Source organism: Pantoea sp. AS142 (genome assembly GCF_037152305.1).
Classification (GTDB): Bacteria; Pseudomonadota; Gammaproteobacteria; order Enterobacterales; family Enterobacteriaceae; genus Pantoea.
In genome coordinates this window covers 733050-754240 of record NZ_JBBCMO010000001.1, presented here as the reverse complement: position 1 = coordinate 754240, position 21191 = coordinate 733050, and the positions used below count along the sequence as shown (strand labels likewise).

The following is a 21191-nucleotide window of genomic DNA, read 5'->3' as shown; positions in this document are numbered from 1 at the left end:
GTTATACTTACTGGCATTTACAGCCCTAAGCGGAACCCTTTTATGGACTATCAGCTCGATCTTAACTGGCCCGATTTTATTCAGCGTTACTGGCAGAAACGCCCGGTAGTGCTGAAGCGTGGTTTCAAAGACTTTGTCGATCCTCTTTCACCGGATGAACTGGCCGGACTGGCGATGGAAAACGAGGTGGATAGCCGTCTGGTCAGCCATCAGGATGGTCAATGGCAGGTCAGCCACGGTCCGTTCGAGAGCTACGATCATCTGGGGGAGAACAACTGGTCACTGCTGGTACAAGCGGTCAATCACTGGCATGAAGCTTCTGCCGCGCTAATGCGCCCTTTCCGTTTCCTGCCTGACTGGCGTGTCGATGACCTGATGGTGTCGTTTGCCGTGCCGGGCGGCGGTGTCGGCCCCCATTTTGATCAGTATGATGTCTTTATTATTCAGGGTACTGGCCGCCGCCGCTGGCGCGTTGGTGAAAAGGTGGCGCTGAAGCAGCACTGCCCGCACCCGGATCTGCTGCAGGTTGAACCGTTCGACGCCATTATCGATGAAGAGCTGGAGCCAGGGGATATTCTCTACATTCCGCCAGGATTCCCACATGAAGGCTACTCGCTGGAAAACGCCCTGAACTACTCCGTAGGTTTCCGCGCCCCCAGTGGCCGCGAGTTAATCAGCGGCTTTGCTGATTACACCCTGGCGAATGAACTGGGCAGCCTGCGCTTCAGCGATCCGGATGTGCCTTCACGTGATTGCCCGTCGCAGATTCTGCCGCAGGAGATTGAAGGCGTGCGTCAGCTGATGCTGGATGTGGTCAATCAACCGGAGCATTTCGTGCAGTGGTTTGGCGAATTCATTTCGCAATCACGTCATGAACTGGATGTCGCGCCGCCGGAACCGCCTTATCAGCCTGATGAAATTTATGATGCGCTGCAACAGGGTGATACCCTGAGCCGGTTGGGTGGCCTGCGTGTATTGACCATTGGCGATGCAGTCTATGTCAACGGTGAGCGAGTTGAATGTTCACGTCCCGATGTAATGGCGGTACTGGCGCATCATTATCGCATCACTCTGGACGACCTGGGCGATGCGCTGGATGACCCGGCCGTACTGGCTCAGATTGCTGGTCTGGTGAATGCCGGTTACTGGTACTTCGGCGACGAATAACCCGCGACAGCGCGATCCTGTGCTGCCACTGAATCAGGCTCTCTGGTCGCTATCCCAGAGAGCCTTTTTTCTGCCTTTGGGTTTTATCCCTTCTTGTGCGCTGCCAGTTCGGACAGACGCACAATCACTTCCACCGATTTCGCCATGATATTCAGCGAAGCGAACTCATGCTTACCATGATAGTTATAGCCACCGGTAAAGATGTTCGGGCAAGGTAACCCTTTCCAGGACAGCGCCGACCCATCTGTACCGCCGCGAATCGGTTTCACTACCGGTTCAATGTCGCAGTCACGCATCGCCTGTAAAGCGAGTTCAATAATGTGCGGGAACGGCTCCACCTTTTCACGCATATTGCGATAGCTGTTGGTGATCTCGACGTTGATCGAACAGTCAGGGTGGAGGGTTTTGTTGATCTCTGCGGCAATCTGCAGCAGCTTCTGTTTGCGCTGCTCAAAACTCTCCGTTTCGAAGTCACGGATGATATAGAGCATTTCAGCGTGTTCAACGCTGCCTTTAACTTGATGCAGATGATAGAAGCCCTGATAGCCGTCGGTATACTGCGGTTTTTCCCTGGCAGGCACTGCGGCATGAAACTGGTTTGCCAGCTCCAGCGCATTAACCATCACCCCTTTAGCGGAGCCGGGGTGTACGTTGTTACCGACGATTTTGACTGTAGCCGAGGCGGCATTGAAGTTCTCATACTCGAATTCACCTAAATCACTGCCGTCAACAGTGTAGGCCCAGTCAGCGGCAAATCCTTCCACATCAAAGTGAGAGGTACCACGACCAATCTCTTCATCAGGCGTAAAGGCAACGCGGATTGCACCATGCGGCCTATCGCTCTCTGCCAGGTGGGCCATCGCTGTCATGATCTCGGCTATCCCCGCTTTATCATCCGCGCCCAGCAAGGTTTTGCCATCGGTGGTAATCAGCGTATGGCCAATCAGCTTGTGCAGCACCGGGAACATCACTGGCGACAAAATTTCGTTGCCATTACCCAGCGCAATGTCTCCGCCGCGATAATTTTCAATGATCTGCGGATTAACATGTTTCGCCGTGAAATCTGGCGAGGTATCCATGTGGGAGATGAAACCGATTACCGGCGTCGGCCAGTCAACATTAGCGGGCAGCGTACCCATGACGCAGCAGTGATTGCTTAAGGTGACATCGACAAACCCCAGTGCCAGCAGTTCCTCCTGCAGCTGACGCGCCAGCGTCCACTGTCCTTCACTGCTGGGCACCTGGCGCGCCTGCGGCTTAGCCTGTGTCTCAACTGCCACGTAACTCAAAAAGCGCTCAAGTAACTGTTCCATATCCCATCCTTTAAAAGTGCCGTCCGATATTATTCACAGACCAGCCGGGCACAACGTTGCGTAAAATCATTAGCAGACAGGTTAGCGCTGTCGATGACCTTTGGGAAAGCAATAAGCCCGAAAAAAACACCTGATTGCGCGATTGTTGCGGCAAACCTCGCAATGTTGTTAACAACTGGTCAAATTGTTCTGGCCTGGCGGGCAAAACATGGCAATGCCCGATTTTTCAGGTATTATCCGCCCCTCTTTGCTGGCTGGCTACCGTAAGCGGCTATGCTGTAACCTGTTCGACATTAGACAAACTGAGACTAAAATGACGCAAACACGCGCACAGCAGGCGCTGGTTACGCTTTCTGGCATCAGTAAAGCTTTCGATGGCATGCGCATCATTGATGATTTTAACCTGACTATTCATCACGGCGAGTTCATCACCCTGCTTGGCCCATCAGGCTGCGGCAAAACCACTATTCTGCGCCTGATTGCCGGTCTGGAAGCGGCGGATCGCGGCCGTATCTCGCTCGATAATCAGGACATTACCGATACCCCGGCCGAACAGCGTCACGTTAATACCGTGTTTCAAAGCTACGCGCTGTTTCCGCATATGACGGTGTTTGAAAATGTTGCATTTGGTCTGCGGATGCAAAAAACCCCGGCGGCGCAGATAGACGCCAGAGTAAAGGATGCGCTGGCGATGGTGCAGCTTGAGAGCTTTGCCGATCGTCGCCCGCATCAGCTCTCTGGCGGGCAGCAGCAGCGTGTGGCCATTGCCCGCGCGGTGGTGAACCGGCCCAAAGTGCTGCTGCTGGATGAGTCCCTCTCGGCGCTGGACTATAAACTGCGCCGCCAGATGCAGAACGAGCTAAAAGCGCTGCAGCGCAAGCTCGGCATTACCTTTGTCTTTGTCACCCACGATCAGGAAGAGGCACTCACCATGTCCGATCGCATTGTGGTGATGCGTGATGGCAAGGTGGTGCAGGATGGTACGCCACGCGAAATCTACGAAGAGCCAGAGAATCTTTTTGTTGCCCGCTTTATCGGTGAAATCAATGTCTTTGATGCTGAAGTGATCGCCAGCAACCGCGCGCCAGACGTGCGTGCCCGGGTTGAGGGGCACGAGTGCGAGATCCACTGCACGTTTCCGGTCAGCGCGGGCGACCGCCTGCATGTACTGCTGCGTCCGGAGGATCTGCGGGTAGAAGAGATCCATAATGACAGCGTGGCAGATGGTCTGATTGGCTATGTGCGCGAACGCAACTATAAAGGCATGACGCTGGAGTCCACGGTCGAGCTGGAGAACGGCAAGCTGGTCACGGTCAGCGAGTTTTTTAATGAAGATGATCCGGACGTTGATCACTCCCTTAATCAGAAGATGGCGGTGAACTGGGTGCCGGGCTGGGAGGTCGTGCTGCCGTATGAAGCTGATGCGTAATGGTTTTCAGAAAGGTGTGATCGCGCTGATTGTCGGCTGGCTGACAATGTTCGTCTTTTTGCCCAACCTGATGATTTTCGTCACCAGTTTTCTGACGCGTGACGACACACACTTCGTCAGCGCGGTGTTTACCGTCAGCAACTATACCCGCCTGCTCGATCCGCTCTATGCTGAGGTGCTGCTGCACTCGCTGAATATGGCGCTGATTGCCACGCTTTGCTGTTTACTGCTGGGCTATCCCTTTGCCTGGTGCCTGACAAAGCTTCCCTCGCGCCTGCGTCCGCTAATGCTGTTTCTGCTGATTGTTCCTTTCTGGACCAACTCGCTGATCCGCATTTATGGGCTGAAAATTTTCCTGAGTACCCGTGGCTGGTTGAATGATTTCCTGCTGATGCTGGGGCTGATTGATAAGCCCTTTCGCATTATGTATACCCCGGAAGCGGTGATCCTCGGTCTGATCTATATTTTGCTGCCATTTATGGTACTGCCGCTCTACTCAAGCCTGGAGAAGCTGGATAAGCCCCTGCTGGAAGCGGCGCGGGATCTTGGTGCCGGTAAGCTGCAGACCTTTTTCCGTATTATTGTGCCGCTGACCATGCCGGGCATTATTGCGGGCTGCCTGCTAGTGCTAATCCCTGCGATGGGTCTGTTTTACGTCGCCGATCTGATGGGCGGCGCAAAGAATCTGCTGATTGGTAACGTAATCAAAAGTCAGTTCCTCAATATCCGCGACTGGCCGTTTGGTGCCGCGACCAGCATTGTCATGACGCTGTTAATGGGGCTGTTACTGCTGATTTACTGGCGTGCAGCGCGACTGCTAAATAACAGGGTGGATTTAGGATGATGGCACGCCTGTTACGTGGCAGTTTTATGGCGGTTATTTACGCCTGGTTCTATATACCGATTGTCATTCTGATCGTGAATTCGTTTAACACCTCCCGCTTTGGTATCAACTGGCAGGGATTCACGACGAAGTGGTACAGCCTGCTGCTGAACAATGACAGCCTGATCCAGGCGGCGCAGCATTCGCTGATTATGGGCATGCTCTCAGCCAGTTGCGCCACGCTGATCGGCGCACTCACCGCCGTGGCGCTTTATCGCTACCGTTTTCGCGGCAAGCCTTTTGTCAGTGGCATGCTGTTTGTGGTAATGATGTCGCCGGACATCGTGATGGCTATCTCCCTGCTGGTGCTGTTTATGCTGCTGGGTGTGTCGCTGGGCTTTTGGTCGCTCCTCTTCTCACACATCACCTTTTGCCTGCCGTTTGTGGTGATTACTGTCTATTCACGCCTGAAAGGATTTGATGTGCGCATGCTGGAGGCGGCGAAAGATCTGGGTGCCAGCGAAATCACCATTTTGCGCAAAATCATTCTGCCGCTGGCGATGCCCGCTGTCGCCGCCGGATGGTTACTGAGCTTTACCCTGTCGATGGACGATGTGGTGGTCTCTTCGTTTGTCACCGGGCCGACATTTGAAATTTTGCCGCTGAAGATCTACTCGATGGTGAAGGTCGGCGTCTCACCGGAAGTCAATGCGCTGGCCACTATTCTAATGCTGCTGTCGTTGCTGCTGGTTGCGGCCAGTCAGTGGTTGCTGCGTGATAGAAATAAATAAGAGGATTGAGGATGAAAAAGAGATCTCACTGGCTGGCGATGGGTTCACTGCTGCTGAATATGAATGTGGCGCAGGCAAACGACAGCAACACGCTCTACTTCTATAACTGGACCGAATATGTGCCGCCGGGACTGCTGGAGCAATTCACCAAAGAAACCGGCATCAAAGTAATCTATTCGACCTATGAATCCAATGAGAGCATGTACGCCAAGCTGAAAACCTGGAAAGATGGCGCTTACGATCTGGTGGTACCTTCGACCTACTTCGTGGCAAAAATGCGCGCCGAAGGAATGCTGCAGAAGATCGATAAAAACCAGCTTAGCAACTTCAGCAACCTCGATCCTGATCTGCTCAACAAGCCGTTCGATCCCAACAACGACTACTCGATTCCCTACATCTGGGGCGCGACGGCTATTGGCGTCAACACCGACGAGATCGACGTGAAAAGCGTGACGCGCTGGGCCGATCTGTGGAAACCGGAATACAAGCAGAGTCTGCTGCTGACCGACGATGCGCGCGAAGTGTTTCAGATGGCGCTGCGCAAACTGGGCTACTCGGGCAATACCCGCGACCCTGCGCAGATTAAAGCGGCGTATCTTGAACTGAAAAAGCTGATGCCCAACGTGCTCGCCTTCAACTCTGACAATCCGGGTAATCCCTACATGGAAGGCGAAGTGAATCTCGGTATGCTCTGGAATGGCTCGGCCTGGGTGGCGCGCCAGGCGGGCACACCGTTAGCGATCATCTGGCCTGAAGAGGGCGGTATTTTCTGGATGGATAACCTGGCGATCCCGGCCAATGCGAAGAACAAAGCGGGCGCGCTGAAGCTGATTAACTTCCTGCTGCGCCCGGACGTGGCAGCAAAAGTGGCAGAAACCATCGGTTACCCTACGCCGAATCTCGCCGCAAAGGCATTGCTGCCCCCTGCCGTCGCCCGTGATCCTTCGCTCTATCCACCCGCTGAGGTCATTAAGCACGGTGAATGGCAGGATGATGTTGGCGATGCCAGCCGTCAGTATGAATCCCTGTTCCAGCAGCTCAAAGCGGGCCGCTAGGCGATCGTAACGAAACAGCAGGTTAAGCCCTACGCAGACGGCTGCCAGACACAAAGCGAGGGGGTCGATGCCAGGAAAGCATCGCGGGCCATGGAAGGCCTGCTCTGAGCACGCCGGAATGAGGCTTTTGCGTCTTGACGCAAGGTGTATGCGTCCTGAGCCAACGCAACATCAACAACCGCCCTGCTTACTTGTAGAGTCCGCGCAGCAGAGTGTGCACAAACTCCGGCACCACTTCGCTCGCCAGGCCGTAATGTCGCTCGGCAAACTCATTGCCCACCTGACTCGGCTCCAGATTCAACTCAACCGTATGCGCGCCCTGCAGTTTGGCTTCATGGACAAAGCCCGCGGCCGGATAGACATGGCCTGAGGTGCCGATAGCGATAAAGTAATCGGCCTGTTCCAGCGCCTGATAAATCTGTTCCATACCCAGCGGCATCTCACCAAACCAAACCACGTGCGGCCGCAGCGCGGAGGGAAACTGGCAGCAGGTGCAGCGATCGTCCGGCGTGATATCGCCGGTCCACTCAATCACCTGACCGCTGTTGACACAGCGCACTTTTAACAGTTCACCATGCATATGCAGTACCCGGCTATTCCCGGCTCGCTCATGCAGATTGTCGATATTTTGCGTAACCAACAGAACATTATCGCCTAACACCTGCTCCAGCTCTGCCAGGGCCAGATGAGCCGCATTCGGCTGAATCTCTGCCTGCTGGAGCTGCTGGCGGCGTGCATTGTAAAAGCGCTGTACCAGTGTGGGATCGCGCTGAAAGCCTTCAGGTGTCGCAACATCTTCAACGTGGTGTTCTTCCCACAAGCCATCAGCGGCACGGAAGGTCCGGATGCCGGATTCCGCTGAGATGCCCGCGCCGGTCAGCACCACAACATGCGGCTGAGGATGGGCGGCCAGTTCGGCCTGACGATCGCGCTCGAAAATGCGCTGGCGAAAGCGCTGATGCACTTTTCTCCGGGTTTTCTTCAGGCGGGCAAGTCGTATGCGGCGACGTGGTGTACGCATAAAATCTCCTGACGCAGCAGCTGCGGCGAGCCGCTATAAACAGATTCCGGGTTAACATCACCCGAGAGTAACGGTTGCTGAGGGCAGCACCCAACAGCAAAGGTCTTAAACAGATGCGGCGCGAAAATTACTCGCGCCGCTGATTATTACTGACCGCTTAATACCCGAGCCGGGTCAATGCGGCTGGCGCGTCTGGCGGGATACCAGCTCGCCAGCAGACTCAGCAGAATCGCGGTAATCAGAACTGAGAACACATCAATCCAGTGCAGTTCCGATGGCAGGAAGTCGATAAAGTAGATATCGCCCGCCAGCAGATGATGGCCGGTAATCGACTCCAGCCCGCGCATCAGTGAGGTCAGGTTCAGCGCCACCAGCACGCCAGCGACCACCCCACTGACGCTGCCCAGCAGCCCCGCCAGCAAACCGTACCAGATAAAGATGGCGCGGATCAGCCGGTCTTTGGCACCGAGGGTGCGAAGCACTGCAATGTCACTGCTTTTATCCTTCACTGCCATCACCAGCGTCGAGACGATATTGAAGCAGGCGACGCCAATCACCAGCACCATTGCCAGATACATGATGGCGCGGATCATCTGAATGTCGCGGTACATGTAACCGTAGGTACCAATCCAGCTCTTGATATAGACGTAAGAGCGGGTCGCTTCACCGGCATCCCGCACCCGTTTTACTGCCTGGAACGGGTCGGTCATCTTCAGGGCGATACCGGACACGCTATCACCCATCTCCAGATAGTGCTGCGCATCGGCCAGCGGCACCAGCGCCAGGCTGTGATCGAGCATGCCGCTGAGTTGCAGGATCCCGCTGACCTGCAGCCGGATACGTTTTGGCTGCAGCAGTTTGTTATCACCATCGTTGTTCGGGATCATGATGGTGATCCAGTCGCCCTGCTTCACCTTCAGCGATTTAGCAATGCCGCCGCCCAGAATGATCTGCTGCTTACCGGCGGCAAAAGAGGACCATGCGTTATCAGCCACAAACTGTGGCAGTGCGCTGAGGCGCGGCTCCTGGGCCGGATCAACGCCCTTAACCTGCAGCGCTTCCAGCCGGGCGCCGCTCTCAATCAGGCCGGTGAAGTTGACATAGGGTGCTGCCGCCGCAATGCCCGGCACCTTTTCAATCGGGGCAATCATTGATTGCCAGTGCTGGAACGGCTGATTAACCGCCTCAATTTCGCCGTGCGGCACCACCGCCAGAATGCGGTTATTCAGCTCACGCTCAAAACCGTTCATGGCGCTCAGACCAATGATCAGCACCGCCACGCCCAGCGAGATACCGATGGTGGAGATTACCGAAATCAGTGAGACCATGCCGCCACGGCGGCGGCCACGGCTAAAGCGCAAGCCCAGCAACAGGGATAACGACGAACCCATTACAGCACTCCTGCCATGGTGAGCTGATCGCTTAACTGACCATCACGCATCTCCATCTGACGCGTCATCCGTTTTGCCAGCGTCAAGTCGTGCGTCACCACCAAAAACGCGGTGCCCTGACGGACATTCAGTTCGCCCAGCAATTCAAAAATGGCATCGGCGTTGCGCGCATCGAGGTTACCGGTTGGCTCATCTGCCATCACCAGCCGTGGACGGTTGACCAGCGCACGGGCAATCGCCACACGCTGGCGTTCGCCGCCTGACAGTTCAGAAGGCCGGTGCGCGGCGCGATGGTCCAGCCCGACCGCGGCCAGCATCTCACGGGCGCGATCCTGCGCTTCTGCTTTAGCGGTTTTGCCAATCAGCAGCGGCATCGCCACGTTCTCCAGCGCGCTGAAGTCCGGCAACAGATGGTGGAACTGATAGATAAAGCCCAGCTCGCGATTACGCAGCTCCGCTTTGGCTGACGAGGACATAGCATTCAGTGACTGACCATCAAACACCACGTCGCCCGACGTCGGCGCATCCAGGCCGCCGAGCAGATGCAGCAGCGTACTTTTACCGGAACCGGAACTGCCGACAATTGCCGTCAGTTCACCGGGCTGAAGACTGAAAGCCACATTGCGCAGCACATCGGTCTGCACGCTGCCTTCCTGATAGCGTTTGCACAGGTCGCGGCACTGCAACAAAGGAGTGTTACTCATAACGTAAAGCCTCAGCTGGTTGAACGGCGGCAGCGCGCCACGAAGGATAGAGCGTAGAGAGCAGCGCCACACTCATCGCGCTGAGAGCGATGGTGACCACCTGCCACAGGTTAATATCAACCGGCAACGCTGCACCCTCCAGGAACAGGCCAATCACCGGCATTAAGTTGTTGAGCTGGCTGGCCAGCAACACACCGAGCAGCGTGCCGAGCAGCGTACCGATAATTCCGGCGCTGGCGCCCTGCACCATAAACACCGCCACAATCTGGCGTCGCGTCAGGCCCTGGGTTTGCAGAATCGCGACTTCGCCCTGCTTCTCCATGATCAGCAGACCTAATGAGGTGATGATGTTAAATGCGGCCACGGCGATGATCAGGCTTAGCAGCAGGCCCATCATGTTCTTCTCCATCCGCACCGCCTGGAAGAGATCGCCTTTGCGCTCACGCCAGTCTTTCCAGACCAGGCCCGCGGGCAGGGTTTGCTGACTCAGACTGTCAACCGACAGCGGTTTATCCAGCCACAGCCGCCAGCCGGTCATGTTACCTGCCGGATAGCGCATCACGCGCGACGCATCCTGAAGATTAACCAGAATCTGATAACCATCGACTTCGCTGTTGGCGGCGTAGGTGCCCGCCACAGTAAACAGACGCTGGCTCGGCACGCGTCCCATCGGGGTGAACTGGCTGACCGACGGCACCATCAGACGCAGCTGATCGCCACGTTTTACGCCAAGCTGTGACGCCAGCTGTTCGCCGAGGATCACATTGTACTGCCCAGCCTGCAGTACACTCTGCTGGGTATTCACCAGGAAAGGCGTCAGCGGATCGTTCTCATCCGGCTGGATACCCAGCATCACGCCAACCGAGACGCTGTGCGGACTTTGTAACACCACATTGGCAGTGGTCAGCGGCGCGATGCGGCTGACCCCCTTCAGAGTCAGCGATGAGGCCGGTTGCTGTTGCGGATTAATGCTGCCTTTGTCGCTGGTGATCAGCGCCTGCGGCATCAGGCCGAGAATATTGCCTTCGAGTTCACGCTCAAAACCGTTCATCACCGATAACACGGTAACCATCGCCAGCACGCCGAGCGTAATGCCAATCGTTGAGAGCCAGGAGACAAAGCGACCGAAGCGATCCGATGCTCGTCCGCGCATGTAACGCAGACCGATAAATAGCGCGACAGGTTGATACATGGAATCCAGTAAGCCGTTGCCTGAAATAGGTAGTGGGATGATAAAGGAGCGGCTGGCTTTATGAAACCTCTAACCCTCTGAGTCGGCAGCAAAGTTGCATCAGAATGCGTCACATTCAGCGTCAAAGCTGCGGAATAGCCGATAAAGCCGCCGCTTATTGGCTGATTATCCGGTGCCCTGGCGAGTAGACTACAATCAGTAACACGGTAAGGGGTGAATTTATCGCACAGCGATAGAGGTAGCGACCATGTTGAAATTTCCCAAAGGCAGCATTGTTAAACATCAATCCGGGGAGATCAGAGGCGAAATCATCAACGTCTTTGAGCAGAGAGATGCACGAGCCGGCTACTACGTAAAGTGGGACGACGGTAACCTCAGCTATCACCCTGAGCAGGAGTTATCCTGGGCAAATATCGACCGCCCACGCATGCATTACACACAGCAATCCATAAAATAACATGCCCGCTTAACCCCGTCGCTGCATGGCGACGGTGGTTTTCTCTGATGCCTTGCCAGACTCCGTCTATCCTCTCTTTATCCGCTGTATTACTGCTGACACCCGGTAATGGCTGACCGATCCCGCGGTTCAGCGCGGCGCGGCAGGAAAATTGTGCCGCAAAGGTGATCCCCCTGACATAATATGGAATGATTACGTCCTGGAAAAATGGAGCAACCCCGAGATCCCATGCCCGAACAGACTCGTTATACCCTGCCCGTTAAATCCGGCGATCACCGCCAGCTCGGCCAGCTCATAGGCGCTGCGCATGCGGTGGAGTGTGCCAGCATTACCGAGCGCCATGCCGGTCCGGTGTTAATGATTACCCCCGATACTCAAACCGCACTGCGTCTGCTGGATGAAATCCGCCAGTTTACCGATCTGCCAGTGGCACACCTCGCCGACTGGGAAACGCTGCCCTATGACAGCTTTTCGCCGCATCAGGATATTATCTCAGCGCGCCTGTCGACTCTCTATCAGCTACCGGTGATGCAGCGCGGTATGCTCATCATGCCGGTCAATACCCTGATGCAGCGCGTTTGCCCGCACAGTTTCCTGCACGGCCATGCGCTGGTGATGAAGCAGGCACAAAAACTGTCACGCGACAGGTTGCGCGATCAGCTTGAGCAGGCGGGTTATCGTCATGTCGATCAGGTGATGGAGCACGGAGAATACGCCACGCGCGGCGCCCTGCTCGACCTGTTCCCAATGGGCAGCGATCAGCCCTACCGTATCGACTTTTTCGATGATGAGATTGACAGCCTGCGTCTGTTCGACGTCGACAGTCAGCGTACACTGGAGGCGGTGCCCGAGATTAATCTGCTGCCTGCGCATGAGTTTCCCAGTGACAAAGCCGCCATCGAGCTGTTCCGCAGCCGCTGGCGCGAGATTTTTGATGTGCGCCGTGAGTCGGAGCATGTCTATCAGCAGGTCAGCAAAGGCACGCTGCCAGCAGGCATCGAATACTGGCAGCCGCTCTTTTTTGAGCAGCCGTTACCCAGCCTGTTCAACTATCTGCCTGACAACACCCTGATTGTGAACTGCGGCGATCTGGAAGGCAGCGCCAGCCGCTTCTGGCAGGATGCCGAGGCGCGTTATGAGAACCGTCGTGTGGACCCGATGCGCCCGCTGCTCGAGCCGGTCACCCTGTGGTTGCGTCCCGATGCATTAATGGGTGAACTGAAAGCCTGGCCGCGCATCCAGATGACCAATGAACTGCTGCCCACCAAAGCTGCCAATACCAATCTCGGTTATACCCCGCTGCCAGACCTTGCTGTACAGGCGCAGGCGAAAGCACCGCTCGATCATCTTCGTCAGTTTATTGAGACCTTTAGCGGTGCGGTGGTTTTCTCGGTGGAAAGTGAAGGCCGTCGGGAGAGTCTGCAGGAGCTGCTGGCACGGATTAAATTGCGTCCTCAGCCGGTGCACCGCTTCGATGAAACCGGCGAAGAGCGTTTCAGCCTGATGATCGGTGCCAGCGAACGTGGTTTCATTGATACCCAGGGCGGCCGGGCACTGATTTGCGAAAGCGATCTGCTGGGCGAACGCGTGAGCCGTCGCCGGCAGGATACCCGCCGCACCATCAATCCGGACATTCTGATCCGTAACCTGGCGGAGCTGCATCCCGGACAGCCGGTGGTACATCTGGAGCACGGTGTCGGTCGTTATATCGGCCTCACCACGCTGGAAGCGGGCGGCATTGAGGCGGAATATCTGATGCTCTCCTACGCCAACGACGCCAAACTTTATGTGCCGGTTTCATCGCTGCATCTGATCAGCCGCTATGCGGGTGGTGCTGACGATAATGCGCCACTGCACAAACTGGGCAGCGATGCCTGGTCGCGCGCACGACAAAAAGCCGCTGAGAAGGTGCGTGATGTAGCGGCTGAACTGCTCGATATCTATGCCCAGCGCGCCGCCAAAACCGGCTTTGCTTTTAAGCACAACCGTGAACAGTATCAGCTGTTCTGTGAAAGTTTTCCGTTTGAAACCACGCCCGATCAAGCCCAGGCGATCAATGCGGTGCTGAGTGATATGTGCGAGCCGCTAGCGATGGATCGCCTGGTGTGTGGCGACGTAGGCTTCGGTAAAACAGAAGTGGCGATGCGTGCTGCGTTTCTGGCGATTGAGAACCATAAACAGGTGGCCGTGCTGGTGCCGACAACCCTGCTGGCACAGCAGCATTACGATAACTTCCGCGATCGCTTTGCTAACTGGCCGGTTCGCATTGAGATGCTTTCCCGTTTCCGTACTGCCAAAGAGCAGGCGCAAGTGCTGGAACAGGCGAGCGAGGGCAAGATCGACATTTTAATCGGCACCCATAAGCTGCTGATGAGTGACCTCAAATGGCACGATCTCGGTCTGCTGATTGTTGATGAAGAGCACCGTTTCGGGGTGCGTCATAAAGAGCGTATCAAGGCGATGCGCGCCGATGTGGACATTCTGACCCTGACCGCAACGCCGATCCCGCGTACCCTGAATATGGCCATGAGCGGCATGCGCGATCTCTCCATTATCGCCACGCCGCCTGCCCGCCGTTTAGCGGTGAAAACCTTTGTACGTGAATTTGATGATCTGGTGATCCGCGAAGCCATACTGCGTGAGATTCTGCGTGGCGGACAGGTCTACTACCTCTATAACGACGTTGAGAATATTGAGAAAGCAGCGCAGCGTCTCAGCGAACTGGTGCCGGAGGCGCGTGTGGCGATCGGCCATGGCCAGATGCGTGAGCGCGATCTGGAACGGGTAATGAACGATTTCCACCATCAGCGTTTCAACGTGCTGGTCTGTACCACCATTATCGAAACCGGCATCGACATTCCCACTGCCAATACCATCATCATTGAGCGCGCCGATCATTTTGGTCTGGCACAGCTTCATCAGTTACGCGGTCGTGTCGGGCGTTCGCATCATCAGGCTTATGCCTGGCTGCTCACGCCGCATCCGAAGGCGATGACCGCCGATGCCCATAAACGACTGGAGGCGATCGCCTCACTGGAAGATCTGGGTGCCGGATTTGCGCTGGCAACGCATGACCTGGAGATTCGCGGTGCCGGCGAACTGCTGGGCGATGAGCAGAGCGGACAGATGGAGACGCTGGGCTTCACACTCTATATGGAGCTGCTGGAGAATGCGGTTGATGCGCTGAAAGCGGGTCGCGAGCCGTCACTGGAGGATCTCACCAGCAACCAGACTGAGGTGGAGTTGCGGATGCCAGCTCTGCTGCCAGAGACCTTTATCCCGGATGTCAGCACCCGTCTTTCACTCTACAAGCGCATCGCCAGTGCGGAGGTTGAAGAGGAGTTGCAGGAGCTGAAGGTTGAGATGATCGACCGCTTTGGCCTGCTGCCCGATCCGGCGCGAAACCTGCTGGATGTGGCAATTATCCGGCTGAAGGCCCGCACTGTCGGTCTGCGCAAGATCGAAGCCAGTGACAAAGGCGGGTATTTCGATTTTGCGCCGCAGAATAAGGTGGATCCGGCATGGCTGATTAGCCTGCTGCAGAAAGAGCCTCAGCAGTGGAAACTGGATGGGCCGACTCGTCTGCGTTTTACCCGTGAGTTGTCAGAAAGAAAGGTACGGATGGACTGGGTGCAGGGCTTCGTGTCACAACTGGCTGAGCATCAGGCGTAGCGCCCCTGCCCCGCGTGGCTAATCTGATCGGTAAAACGCGGGCAAAGAGCTATCTGCAAAAAAAGGCGCATCCTGAGATGCGCCTTTTTCATTACGTCATGCTGTGTGGCCGCGAGCGCGGCAAAGCTTTGCCCAATTACGCCTGATCGCCGTTAAGAATCAGCTGACCATTACGATCCAGTGGAATACGCGTGCCAGGATCATTTTCCATGCGGATTTTTCCCTGCTGATCACCTATTTTATAGGTCACGTCATATCCCAGTTTTTTGTCTTGTCTGTCATAGACTGTTTTGCAGCGCTGTTCGGTCGTAGTGTAGGTATCCCGATCCTGCAGTCCTGCCTGGACCTGATTACCGGCATAACCCCCCGCTACCGCACCTGCTACTGTCGCCACATCTTTGCCGCGACCGCCACCAAACTGATGGCCCAGTACACCACCCGCCACTGCACCTAATACAGAGCCAGCAAGACGGTTTTCATCCTGTACGGCCCGACGGTGAGTCAGTGTCACATTACGGCACTCCTGACGTGGCTGTCTGATGCTCTCTTTGATTGGCGTTGCAGCCAGTACCTGAGCGTATTGTGGACCGCGATCAAACACGTTCATGCCCGCTACGGCGGCGACACCCAGCGCTGCTGCCACACCAATACCGATACCCGCTAACATTGATTTATTCACAGGAAGTTCCTCCTGAAAAGTGTTACCGCGCAATCCTGCCGTTAAAGCATCCTCATAATTAACTGAGGTATAACCGACGTGCGCGACTCGCCGTGTTCGTTGGGATGAAGTTTTACAGATTGACCGAAATTGCAACATCAGATAAATGGAGGAAATCGGTCACTTAACTATCAGGGCCAGTTTTTAGGAGAGTTCTGAACTAATCGAATTTATTCATGCAGGACTTCACCTCGCAATGCTAACTATCCGTTCACTAACGTTATCAGGCTTAGCCAATCCTCTTACTATTAAAAAGCCAAATCATTGCATCGCCGGATAAAAAAGGGGGGAGTGATTTTTAATATTGCGATATACCTTTCACTTACCCCCATCACTCTATAAAAATCGTGATATCTGGAAAACTTTTTTAATTTACGACCCACCCGCTTTGATAGCATTCCTCAGCATCTGATACCTCTCAGCTTTTTTCATCAGTAATGTAATATGATACAGGCGTAGGCGTAATCCCCGAAATTTCACCCTGTGATAGTTTAATGGTTTTAGCTTCATTGGCTAAAAAGTATCTGGCGCTGTCATTGCTGTACAATACTTTATCAATTTCGGCACTGCTTAAAGAGGTGCATTTTTTGTACGCGCTTCTGAAAAACTTATTGCCATCATCAACATCCTTTTTCATGAGGTCGATATCATTTGGACGAATCCAATCTGTTTTAAGGTTTGGCGCTGCAGAAGGGTGAAGCACGAAGGAGGATTGAGGAAAAGTATATCGCTTATCAGCTCCGCAGTAGATAAGTGTAGCTGCTGAAGCAATCATCCCGGCATTTATGGTTTCTACAGGGATGACAGAACCTTTGACTGCCTGCATAGCAAGATAGGCACTTTCCATACTGCCTCCAAAACTGCTTATGTAGAGCCTGATTAATTTCGTAGCCGGATAGTCATTATTAATTTCTTCTATGGCTGATATCAGTTCTGCTACCTGCCGTGCGTTGACCTCTCCAAAATAAACTATTTTTGCCTGCTGAACTTCTTCCGGATTTACTTTATCGCTCTTAATCCAATGCATGTCAGCAAAGGAACCCAACGAAATAAATAACAGGAATGCGGTAATATTTTTTATATTCATACAAATTTCCTTTTGCTAATCGTCACAGACAGAGGTTATAGGGACAGGCTATTCATTCGAGCAGAGACCTTAACTACCCTATAATGACATAAAAAAACATTTCATATTTTTCAGAAACTGATACCAGTGGGCATTTTTAATGAAATTCCCACCATAATAAATAATAATACCCAGAATAATAAATAGTAAAAAACACGTCACCACTGGTAAAAATGAAGCGAGGTTGCTATCGTTAGAAAGAGTATATTTCCGCTTACGGTCACGCAAAAAAAAATTGATATCCTGACAGAAGCCAAAACCCTGGAAAGGATATTGGTTTTAACAGACATTAACCAATTGAAAGTGCTGGCAATAAACATAGACATTCCACGTAAAGAGGAAAGAAGTTAGAGTAAAAACGCCCTACCTATCGATATCCATATGCACCCAAAAAATTAGTGGTTAGAAGGCCCTACCCGCTCCCTATTCAGCCCCTTAACGGGAGCCAACCGCGTAACTCTTCCCTGTAATTTTTATGCAGATAAACGAATTCCCCTTTCTAAGGCTGCAGGTATCTGTATCCGGGACGCTTATTTTAGCACTGGCCGGGTAAGTTCGGGTTTTCTGAACAATCAGGCTGCTCACCAGACATTATGACTCTCTGTTTTAATAGTGTGCTCGGATGAAACATATCGGATATTTTTTCTGCGGGAAATGAGCTACCTGACTTACCTTATCATTTTCGTTGGAACTGCATGATGATAAAGAATTTAATAGTTAATGATATCATTACCCTGCACATTATTAATGTCCTGATGTAAATGCGTCAATCCATAAGTTGAAAAAACAGAACATTCATTTATATCATTCAGCAAAAAAACGTACTGATTTTGTAAAATGCGCCTGACCTGACTAAAGCAGAACTGGCTCAACCTGAAACGTTGTGATCTTAATGACTTCAGGCCCTGAGATTACCCCAACAAAATATAATAATTATGTATGATGATTGGTGATAATTGAAAGGATGGAAAATATTCTTGCAGTACACCCAGACATTGTCAATAACGATCTTTACCGATCGTTCAATAGATGTGGGCAGTTATATTTGACTAAATGATCGTTATTAACAATCATTAATAAATTAATATTTTAGTAAGGCCTTGTCTTAAAAGAACATAAAAAAATTCTAAGCTAATTAACATCACACTCATAGCCGCATTATTTTCCCAGATGGATAAATGACAAGGGCCCATTACGTTGACAGTCCATTTAAGATAAGACCAAAAACAAAACAAATAATAATCAATAAGTAAACACGCCATGCAATTTGGCAGGTTTTTTATGTTGATTCAAAGGAAGAACTCTGTAAATAATTCTGTATAACCGCCAGGTATTCAAGGTGATCGTTCAGGTGGTCACCGGACTCCATAATGAAACGACACATTTCCAGTCGCCAGTTCTAATCGGCATACTTCATTTTTTGACGCCGACAGGATCGCCAGATAAACAACTTTTCTTACCGAGTCATCTGTCGGGGACACCTTTCGCTTTTTGCTGACTGGGTGGAGCACGCGGTTCAGTAATTAAATGGCGTTTGTGGTGTAGGTTTCCCAGTGCGCACGCCAGCTTTTGCTGATTTGCGGGGACTTTTCGTGCGATATGCCTGCAAACGTATCCAACGCCGTCAGCGCAGCCTCTTCTATCAACCTGAACTTCGCGCCTTCGTTTTCTGACAGTTACCAGCCCAACCGCTCTTTATGGCCTTCGGTATTAATACGCATCGCAAGGAAGACGGCTTTGTTCATCACGCTGCCGCCGTGACGAACAATTACTATAGAGAAACTTATACTAAAGCTTAAAAAACAGAGGGGCCACGCCCGTTTAAACGTACCCATATTGATCAGTAATTAAGCTGAATGAAGGTGCTATTACGTCCGGTAAACATTCGGGATGAGCTCAGCGTGTTAATACGGACATTTTAAGCCAAAAATGAACAAGGCGTTAGCCAATCGCTCAGTGCGTGTGAATAGGTTTATAGCCGGGTTAACAGAGCTAAAGTGCTCAAATTCGTTATTTGAAAAAATTACCGCTTATTACCAATGAACTTTCGATTAACCGCCTATTATGAATGGCACCTATTTCTGGCGCTACCCTGCTGCCACCGTGCCATGCTCATAAAATTTCACTTTGGTCAGACTTATGAATGCATTTTACTTTAACCGGTTCAGCACTGTTGTGCGTCAACAATAGTTTCAAATGCCTGTCCAGGCATAAAAAAGCCCCCTCCGAATCGAGGGGGCTTTGCATTAGCCAGAGTTATTGTTGTTGCCTAGTGGAGCTTAAGCCGTGGACGGATTACCCGGTTAATACTGCCGACCAGCATCATCAGGCCAGTTTTAAAATAGCCGTGCAGCGCGATCTGGTGCATACGATAGAGTGAAATGTAGACAAAGCGAGCAATACGCCCTTCCACCATCATCGAACCACGCATCAGGTTGCCCATCAGACTGCCGACGGTACTGAAGCGGGAGAGTGATACCAGCGAACCATGATCTTTGTAGACATAAGCTTTCAGCGGTTTGTCGTGACGCTGCGCCAGGATGTTGTCCATGGCGCGTGAGGCCATCTGATGCGCAGACTGGGCACGTGGTGGCACAAAACCGCCGCCCGGCAAGGCGCAGGAGGCGCAATCGCCAATCGCGTAGATGTCATCGTCCAGCGTGGTTTGCAACGTCTCTTTAACCACCAACTGATTGATGCGGTTGGTTTCCAGTCCGCCAATCTCTTTCAGGAAGTCAGGCGCTTTGATTCCCGCCGCCCAGACCATCAGGTCGGCTTCAATAAACTCACCGCCTTTGGTATTGAGTCCATTACGCTCAGCGCTAGTGACCATGGTCTGCGTCAGTACGCGCACGCCCAGTTTGGTCAGCTCCTGATGTGCCGCTGCAGAAATACGCGGTGGCAGTGCAGGCAGGATACGTTCACCGGCTTCAACCAGCGTGACATTCAGCGCTTCACGTCCCAGGCCTTTGAATCCGTAGCTATGCAGCTGCTTTACCGCGTTATGCAACTCTGCTGACAGCTCAACGCCCGTTGCCCCACCGCCAACGATGGCAATATTGACTTTCTCGACCTTACCTTCGCTTGCGGAGAATTTCAGGAACAGGTTGAGCATTTCATTATGGAAACGACGCGCCTGATGCGGGTTATCCAGGAAGATGCAGTGATCTTGGACGCCCGGCGTACCGAAATCATTTGAGGTGCTGCCCAGCGCCATCACTAGCTGGTCGTAGGCCACTTCACGTTGTGGCACCAGCACTTCACCCTGCGCATCCAGTACTTCGGCCAGGCGGATCACTTTTCGACTGCGATCGATATCGGTCAGCGAACCCAACTGGAACTCAAAACCGTGATTGCGGGCATGGGCCAGATAACTCAGCGCATCAATGCCTTCGTCCATTGAGCCGGTCGCCACTTCATGCAGCAGCGGTTTCCACAGATGGCTATGGTTACGATCGACCAGGATAATCTCGGCCTTCTTTTTACGACCCAGTTTATGGCCCAGCTGCGTGGCCATTTCCAGGCCACCCGCTCCCCCTCCGACAATAACAATTCTCTTAACAGACGTAGTCAACAAAGACCCCCTCAAATTGTGAACCAAAAGTTAACTGAAGGTTAAATTAAACCTTAAGAAACATAGGGTTGGCGAAGTTAAAATCGCAATCTGCTGGGAGAATAGCATGGCGGGAAGAGCAGAACATAAGAATATTGATATACATCAAAGCGGGAAAATAAAACTCAGATAATTACGTAATAAAAACAGGCACCTTACGGTGCCCTCGCTGCTTAACCTAATGTTTTAAAAGCTTTTATCCTCTGAAGATGTGGGGATATATTTTTGAACTTATGCCCTTCCCTCTCATCCCAGACAATTTCATAAAACGGATGCAGCTGGTCAGCGATGCGCTGGCTGTCGAGCGCTTCATCGTGACGGGAGAGAAAGGTCAGACAGCGGTCACGATTGCGTTCGCGAAAATCGCTGACACATTTGGTGGCGATATCCTGATACTCCTCCGGCCGGTCAATCTTCCCTTCCATGTTCTCCTGGGGACAGAGGTTGGGATTGAAGATCGCCTGCCGGATACCGCACAAAAAGCCGATGCGCTCTGACCAGAAGCCGCCAAGCCCGACGCCGCAAATCAGCGGACGGTCGTCGTCGGAAAGCGTCAGCATTTTATCGGTCTCTTTCAGCAGAAACTGCATATCATGTTTAGGATGGCGGGTGCTGTAACTGATCAACCTGACGTCAGGATCGATAAATTGCAGTTGCAGCACTTTTTCGTGATTGCCCGGACTATTGGAATCAAAACCGTGCAGATAGATGATCATGAT

Annotated in this window: 16 protein-coding genes and 1 pseudogene; 7 read left to right on the top strand and 10 right to left on the bottom strand. The window is 53.0% G+C overall.

The features are described 5' to 3' along the window. Positions 1 to 42: 42 nt before the first annotated feature. Positions 43 to 1167 (top strand): ribosomal protein uL16 3-hydroxylase, encoded by a 1125-nt coding sequence (locus tag WFO64_RS03820; protein WP_337009066.1) that lies wholly within the window; start codon positions 43 to 45, stop codon positions 1165 to 1167. A gap of 83 nt (positions 1168 to 1250) precedes the next feature. Here the strand turns inward: WFO64_RS03820 and pepT are convergent, their stop codons facing one another. Next, a complete protein-coding gene (pepT, locus tag WFO64_RS03815) occupies positions 1251 to 2480 on the bottom strand; it encodes a peptidase T (protein WP_337009064.1) in 1230 nt (409 codons plus the stop codon). 313 nt (positions 2481 to 2793) lie between these two features. Between pepT and potA the strand changes: the two genes are divergently transcribed. The 4 genes from potA to potD are packed head-to-tail and all read left to right on the top strand — an operon-like array spanning position 2794 to position 6578. Beyond that, positions 2794 to 3909 carry a spermidine/putrescine ABC transporter ATP-binding protein PotA gene (gene potA / locus WFO64_RS03810; RefSeq protein WP_337009062.1) on the top strand — a complete coding sequence of 372 codons (1116 nt, stop codon included), beginning with the start codon at positions 2794 to 2796 and terminating at the stop codon, positions 3907 to 3909. After that, positions 3902 to 4753: a spermidine/putrescine ABC transporter permease PotB gene (gene potB / locus WFO64_RS03805; protein ID WP_337009502.1), complete on the top strand. Its 852-nt coding sequence runs from the start codon at positions 3902 to 3904 to the stop codon at positions 4751 to 4753. Before potA ends, potB begins: the two co-directional genes overlap by 8 nt. After that, positions 4750 to 5523, top strand: coding sequence for a spermidine/putrescine ABC transporter permease PotC (gene potC / locus WFO64_RS03800; RefSeq protein WP_337009060.1), 774 nt, complete (start codon positions 4750 to 4752; stop codon positions 5521 to 5523). The genes potB and potC overlap by 4 nt, the downstream gene beginning before the upstream one ends. Before the next feature lie 11 nt (positions 5524 to 5534). Further along, positions 5535 to 6578 carry a spermidine/putrescine ABC transporter substrate-binding protein PotD gene (gene potD / locus WFO64_RS03795; protein WP_337009058.1) on the top strand — a complete coding sequence of 348 codons (1044 nt, stop codon included), beginning with the start codon at positions 5535 to 5537 and terminating at the stop codon, positions 6576 to 6578. Positions 6579 to 6765: 187 nt separating this feature from the next. Here potD and cobB read toward each other — a convergent pair whose 3' ends face one another. The 4 genes from cobB to lolC all read right to left on the bottom strand — a co-directional run bounded on the left by cobB (position 6766) and on the right by lolC (position 10886). After that, positions 6766 to 7599, bottom strand: coding sequence for a Sir2 family NAD+-dependent deacetylase (gene cobB / locus WFO64_RS03790; RefSeq protein ID WP_337009057.1), 834 nt, complete (start codon positions 7597 to 7599; stop codon positions 6766 to 6768). A 146-nt stretch (positions 7600 to 7745) separates the two neighbouring features. Further along, positions 7746 to 8990 (bottom strand): lipoprotein-releasing ABC transporter permease subunit LolE, encoded by a 1245-nt coding sequence (lolE, locus tag WFO64_RS03785; RefSeq protein ID WP_337009055.1) that lies wholly within the window; start codon positions 8988 to 8990, stop codon positions 7746 to 7748. Further along, positions 8990 to 9694, bottom strand: coding sequence for a lipoprotein-releasing ABC transporter ATP-binding protein LolD (gene lolD, locus WFO64_RS03780; RefSeq protein ID WP_337009053.1), 705 nt, complete (start codon positions 9692 to 9694; stop codon positions 8990 to 8992). The genes lolE and lolD overlap by 1 nt, the downstream gene beginning before the upstream one ends. Continuing rightward, the gene (gene lolC, locus WFO64_RS03775) at positions 9687 to 10886 is read right to left on the bottom strand and encodes a lipoprotein-releasing ABC transporter permease subunit LolC (RefSeq protein WP_337009051.1); all 1200 of its coding nucleotides are present in this window, start codon (positions 10884 to 10886) and stop codon (positions 9687 to 9689) included. Before lolC ends, lolD begins: the two co-directional genes overlap by 8 nt. 247 nt (positions 10887 to 11133) lie before the next feature. Between lolC and WFO64_RS03770 the strand changes: the two genes are divergently transcribed. Both WFO64_RS03770 and mfd read left to right on the top strand, forming a co-directional pair. Next, a complete protein-coding gene (locus WFO64_RS03770) occupies positions 11134 to 11343 on the top strand; it encodes a hypothetical protein (RefSeq protein WP_337009049.1) in 210 nt (69 codons plus the stop codon). 228 nt (positions 11344 to 11571) lie between these two features. Then, positions 11572 to 15015 carry a transcription-repair coupling factor gene (mfd, locus tag WFO64_RS03765; RefSeq protein ID WP_337009047.1) on the top strand — a complete coding sequence of 1148 codons (3444 nt, stop codon included), beginning with the start codon at positions 11572 to 11574 and terminating at the stop codon, positions 15013 to 15015. A 136-nt stretch (positions 15016 to 15151) separates the two neighbouring features. On the opposite strand, the gene WFO64_RS03760 is transcribed toward mfd, so the two are convergent. The 5 genes and pseudogenes from WFO64_RS03760 to ycfP form a co-directional block, all read right to left on the bottom strand. Further along, positions 15152 to 15694, bottom strand: a complete 543-nt coding sequence (locus WFO64_RS03760; RefSeq protein ID WP_337009045.1) for a glycine zipper 2TM domain-containing protein — start codon at positions 15692 to 15694, stop codon at positions 15152 to 15154. Between the two features lie 457 nt (positions 15695 to 16151). Next, positions 16152 to 16820, bottom strand: coding sequence for an ATP-dependent Clp protease proteolytic subunit (locus WFO64_RS03755; protein WP_337009043.1), 669 nt, complete (start codon positions 16818 to 16820; stop codon positions 16152 to 16154). A 1318-nt stretch (positions 16821 to 18138) separates the two neighbouring features. After that, positions 18139 to 18634, bottom strand: a pseudogene (locus tag WFO64_RS03750) (transposase); the annotation flags it as partial. A gap of 494 nt (positions 18635 to 19128) precedes the next feature. Further along, complete coding sequence (locus WFO64_RS03745) at positions 19129 to 20433, bottom strand: NAD(P)/FAD-dependent oxidoreductase (protein ID WP_337009041.1); 1305 nt, start codon at positions 20431 to 20433, stop codon at positions 19129 to 19131. Between the two features lie 212 nt (positions 20434 to 20645). Beyond that, the gene (gene ycfP, locus WFO64_RS03740) at positions 20646 to 21188 is read right to left on the bottom strand and encodes an alpha/beta hydrolase YcfP (protein WP_337009039.1); all 543 of its coding nucleotides are present in this window, start codon (positions 21186 to 21188) and stop codon (positions 20646 to 20648) included. Between the last annotated feature and the right edge of the window lie 3 nt (positions 21189 to 21191).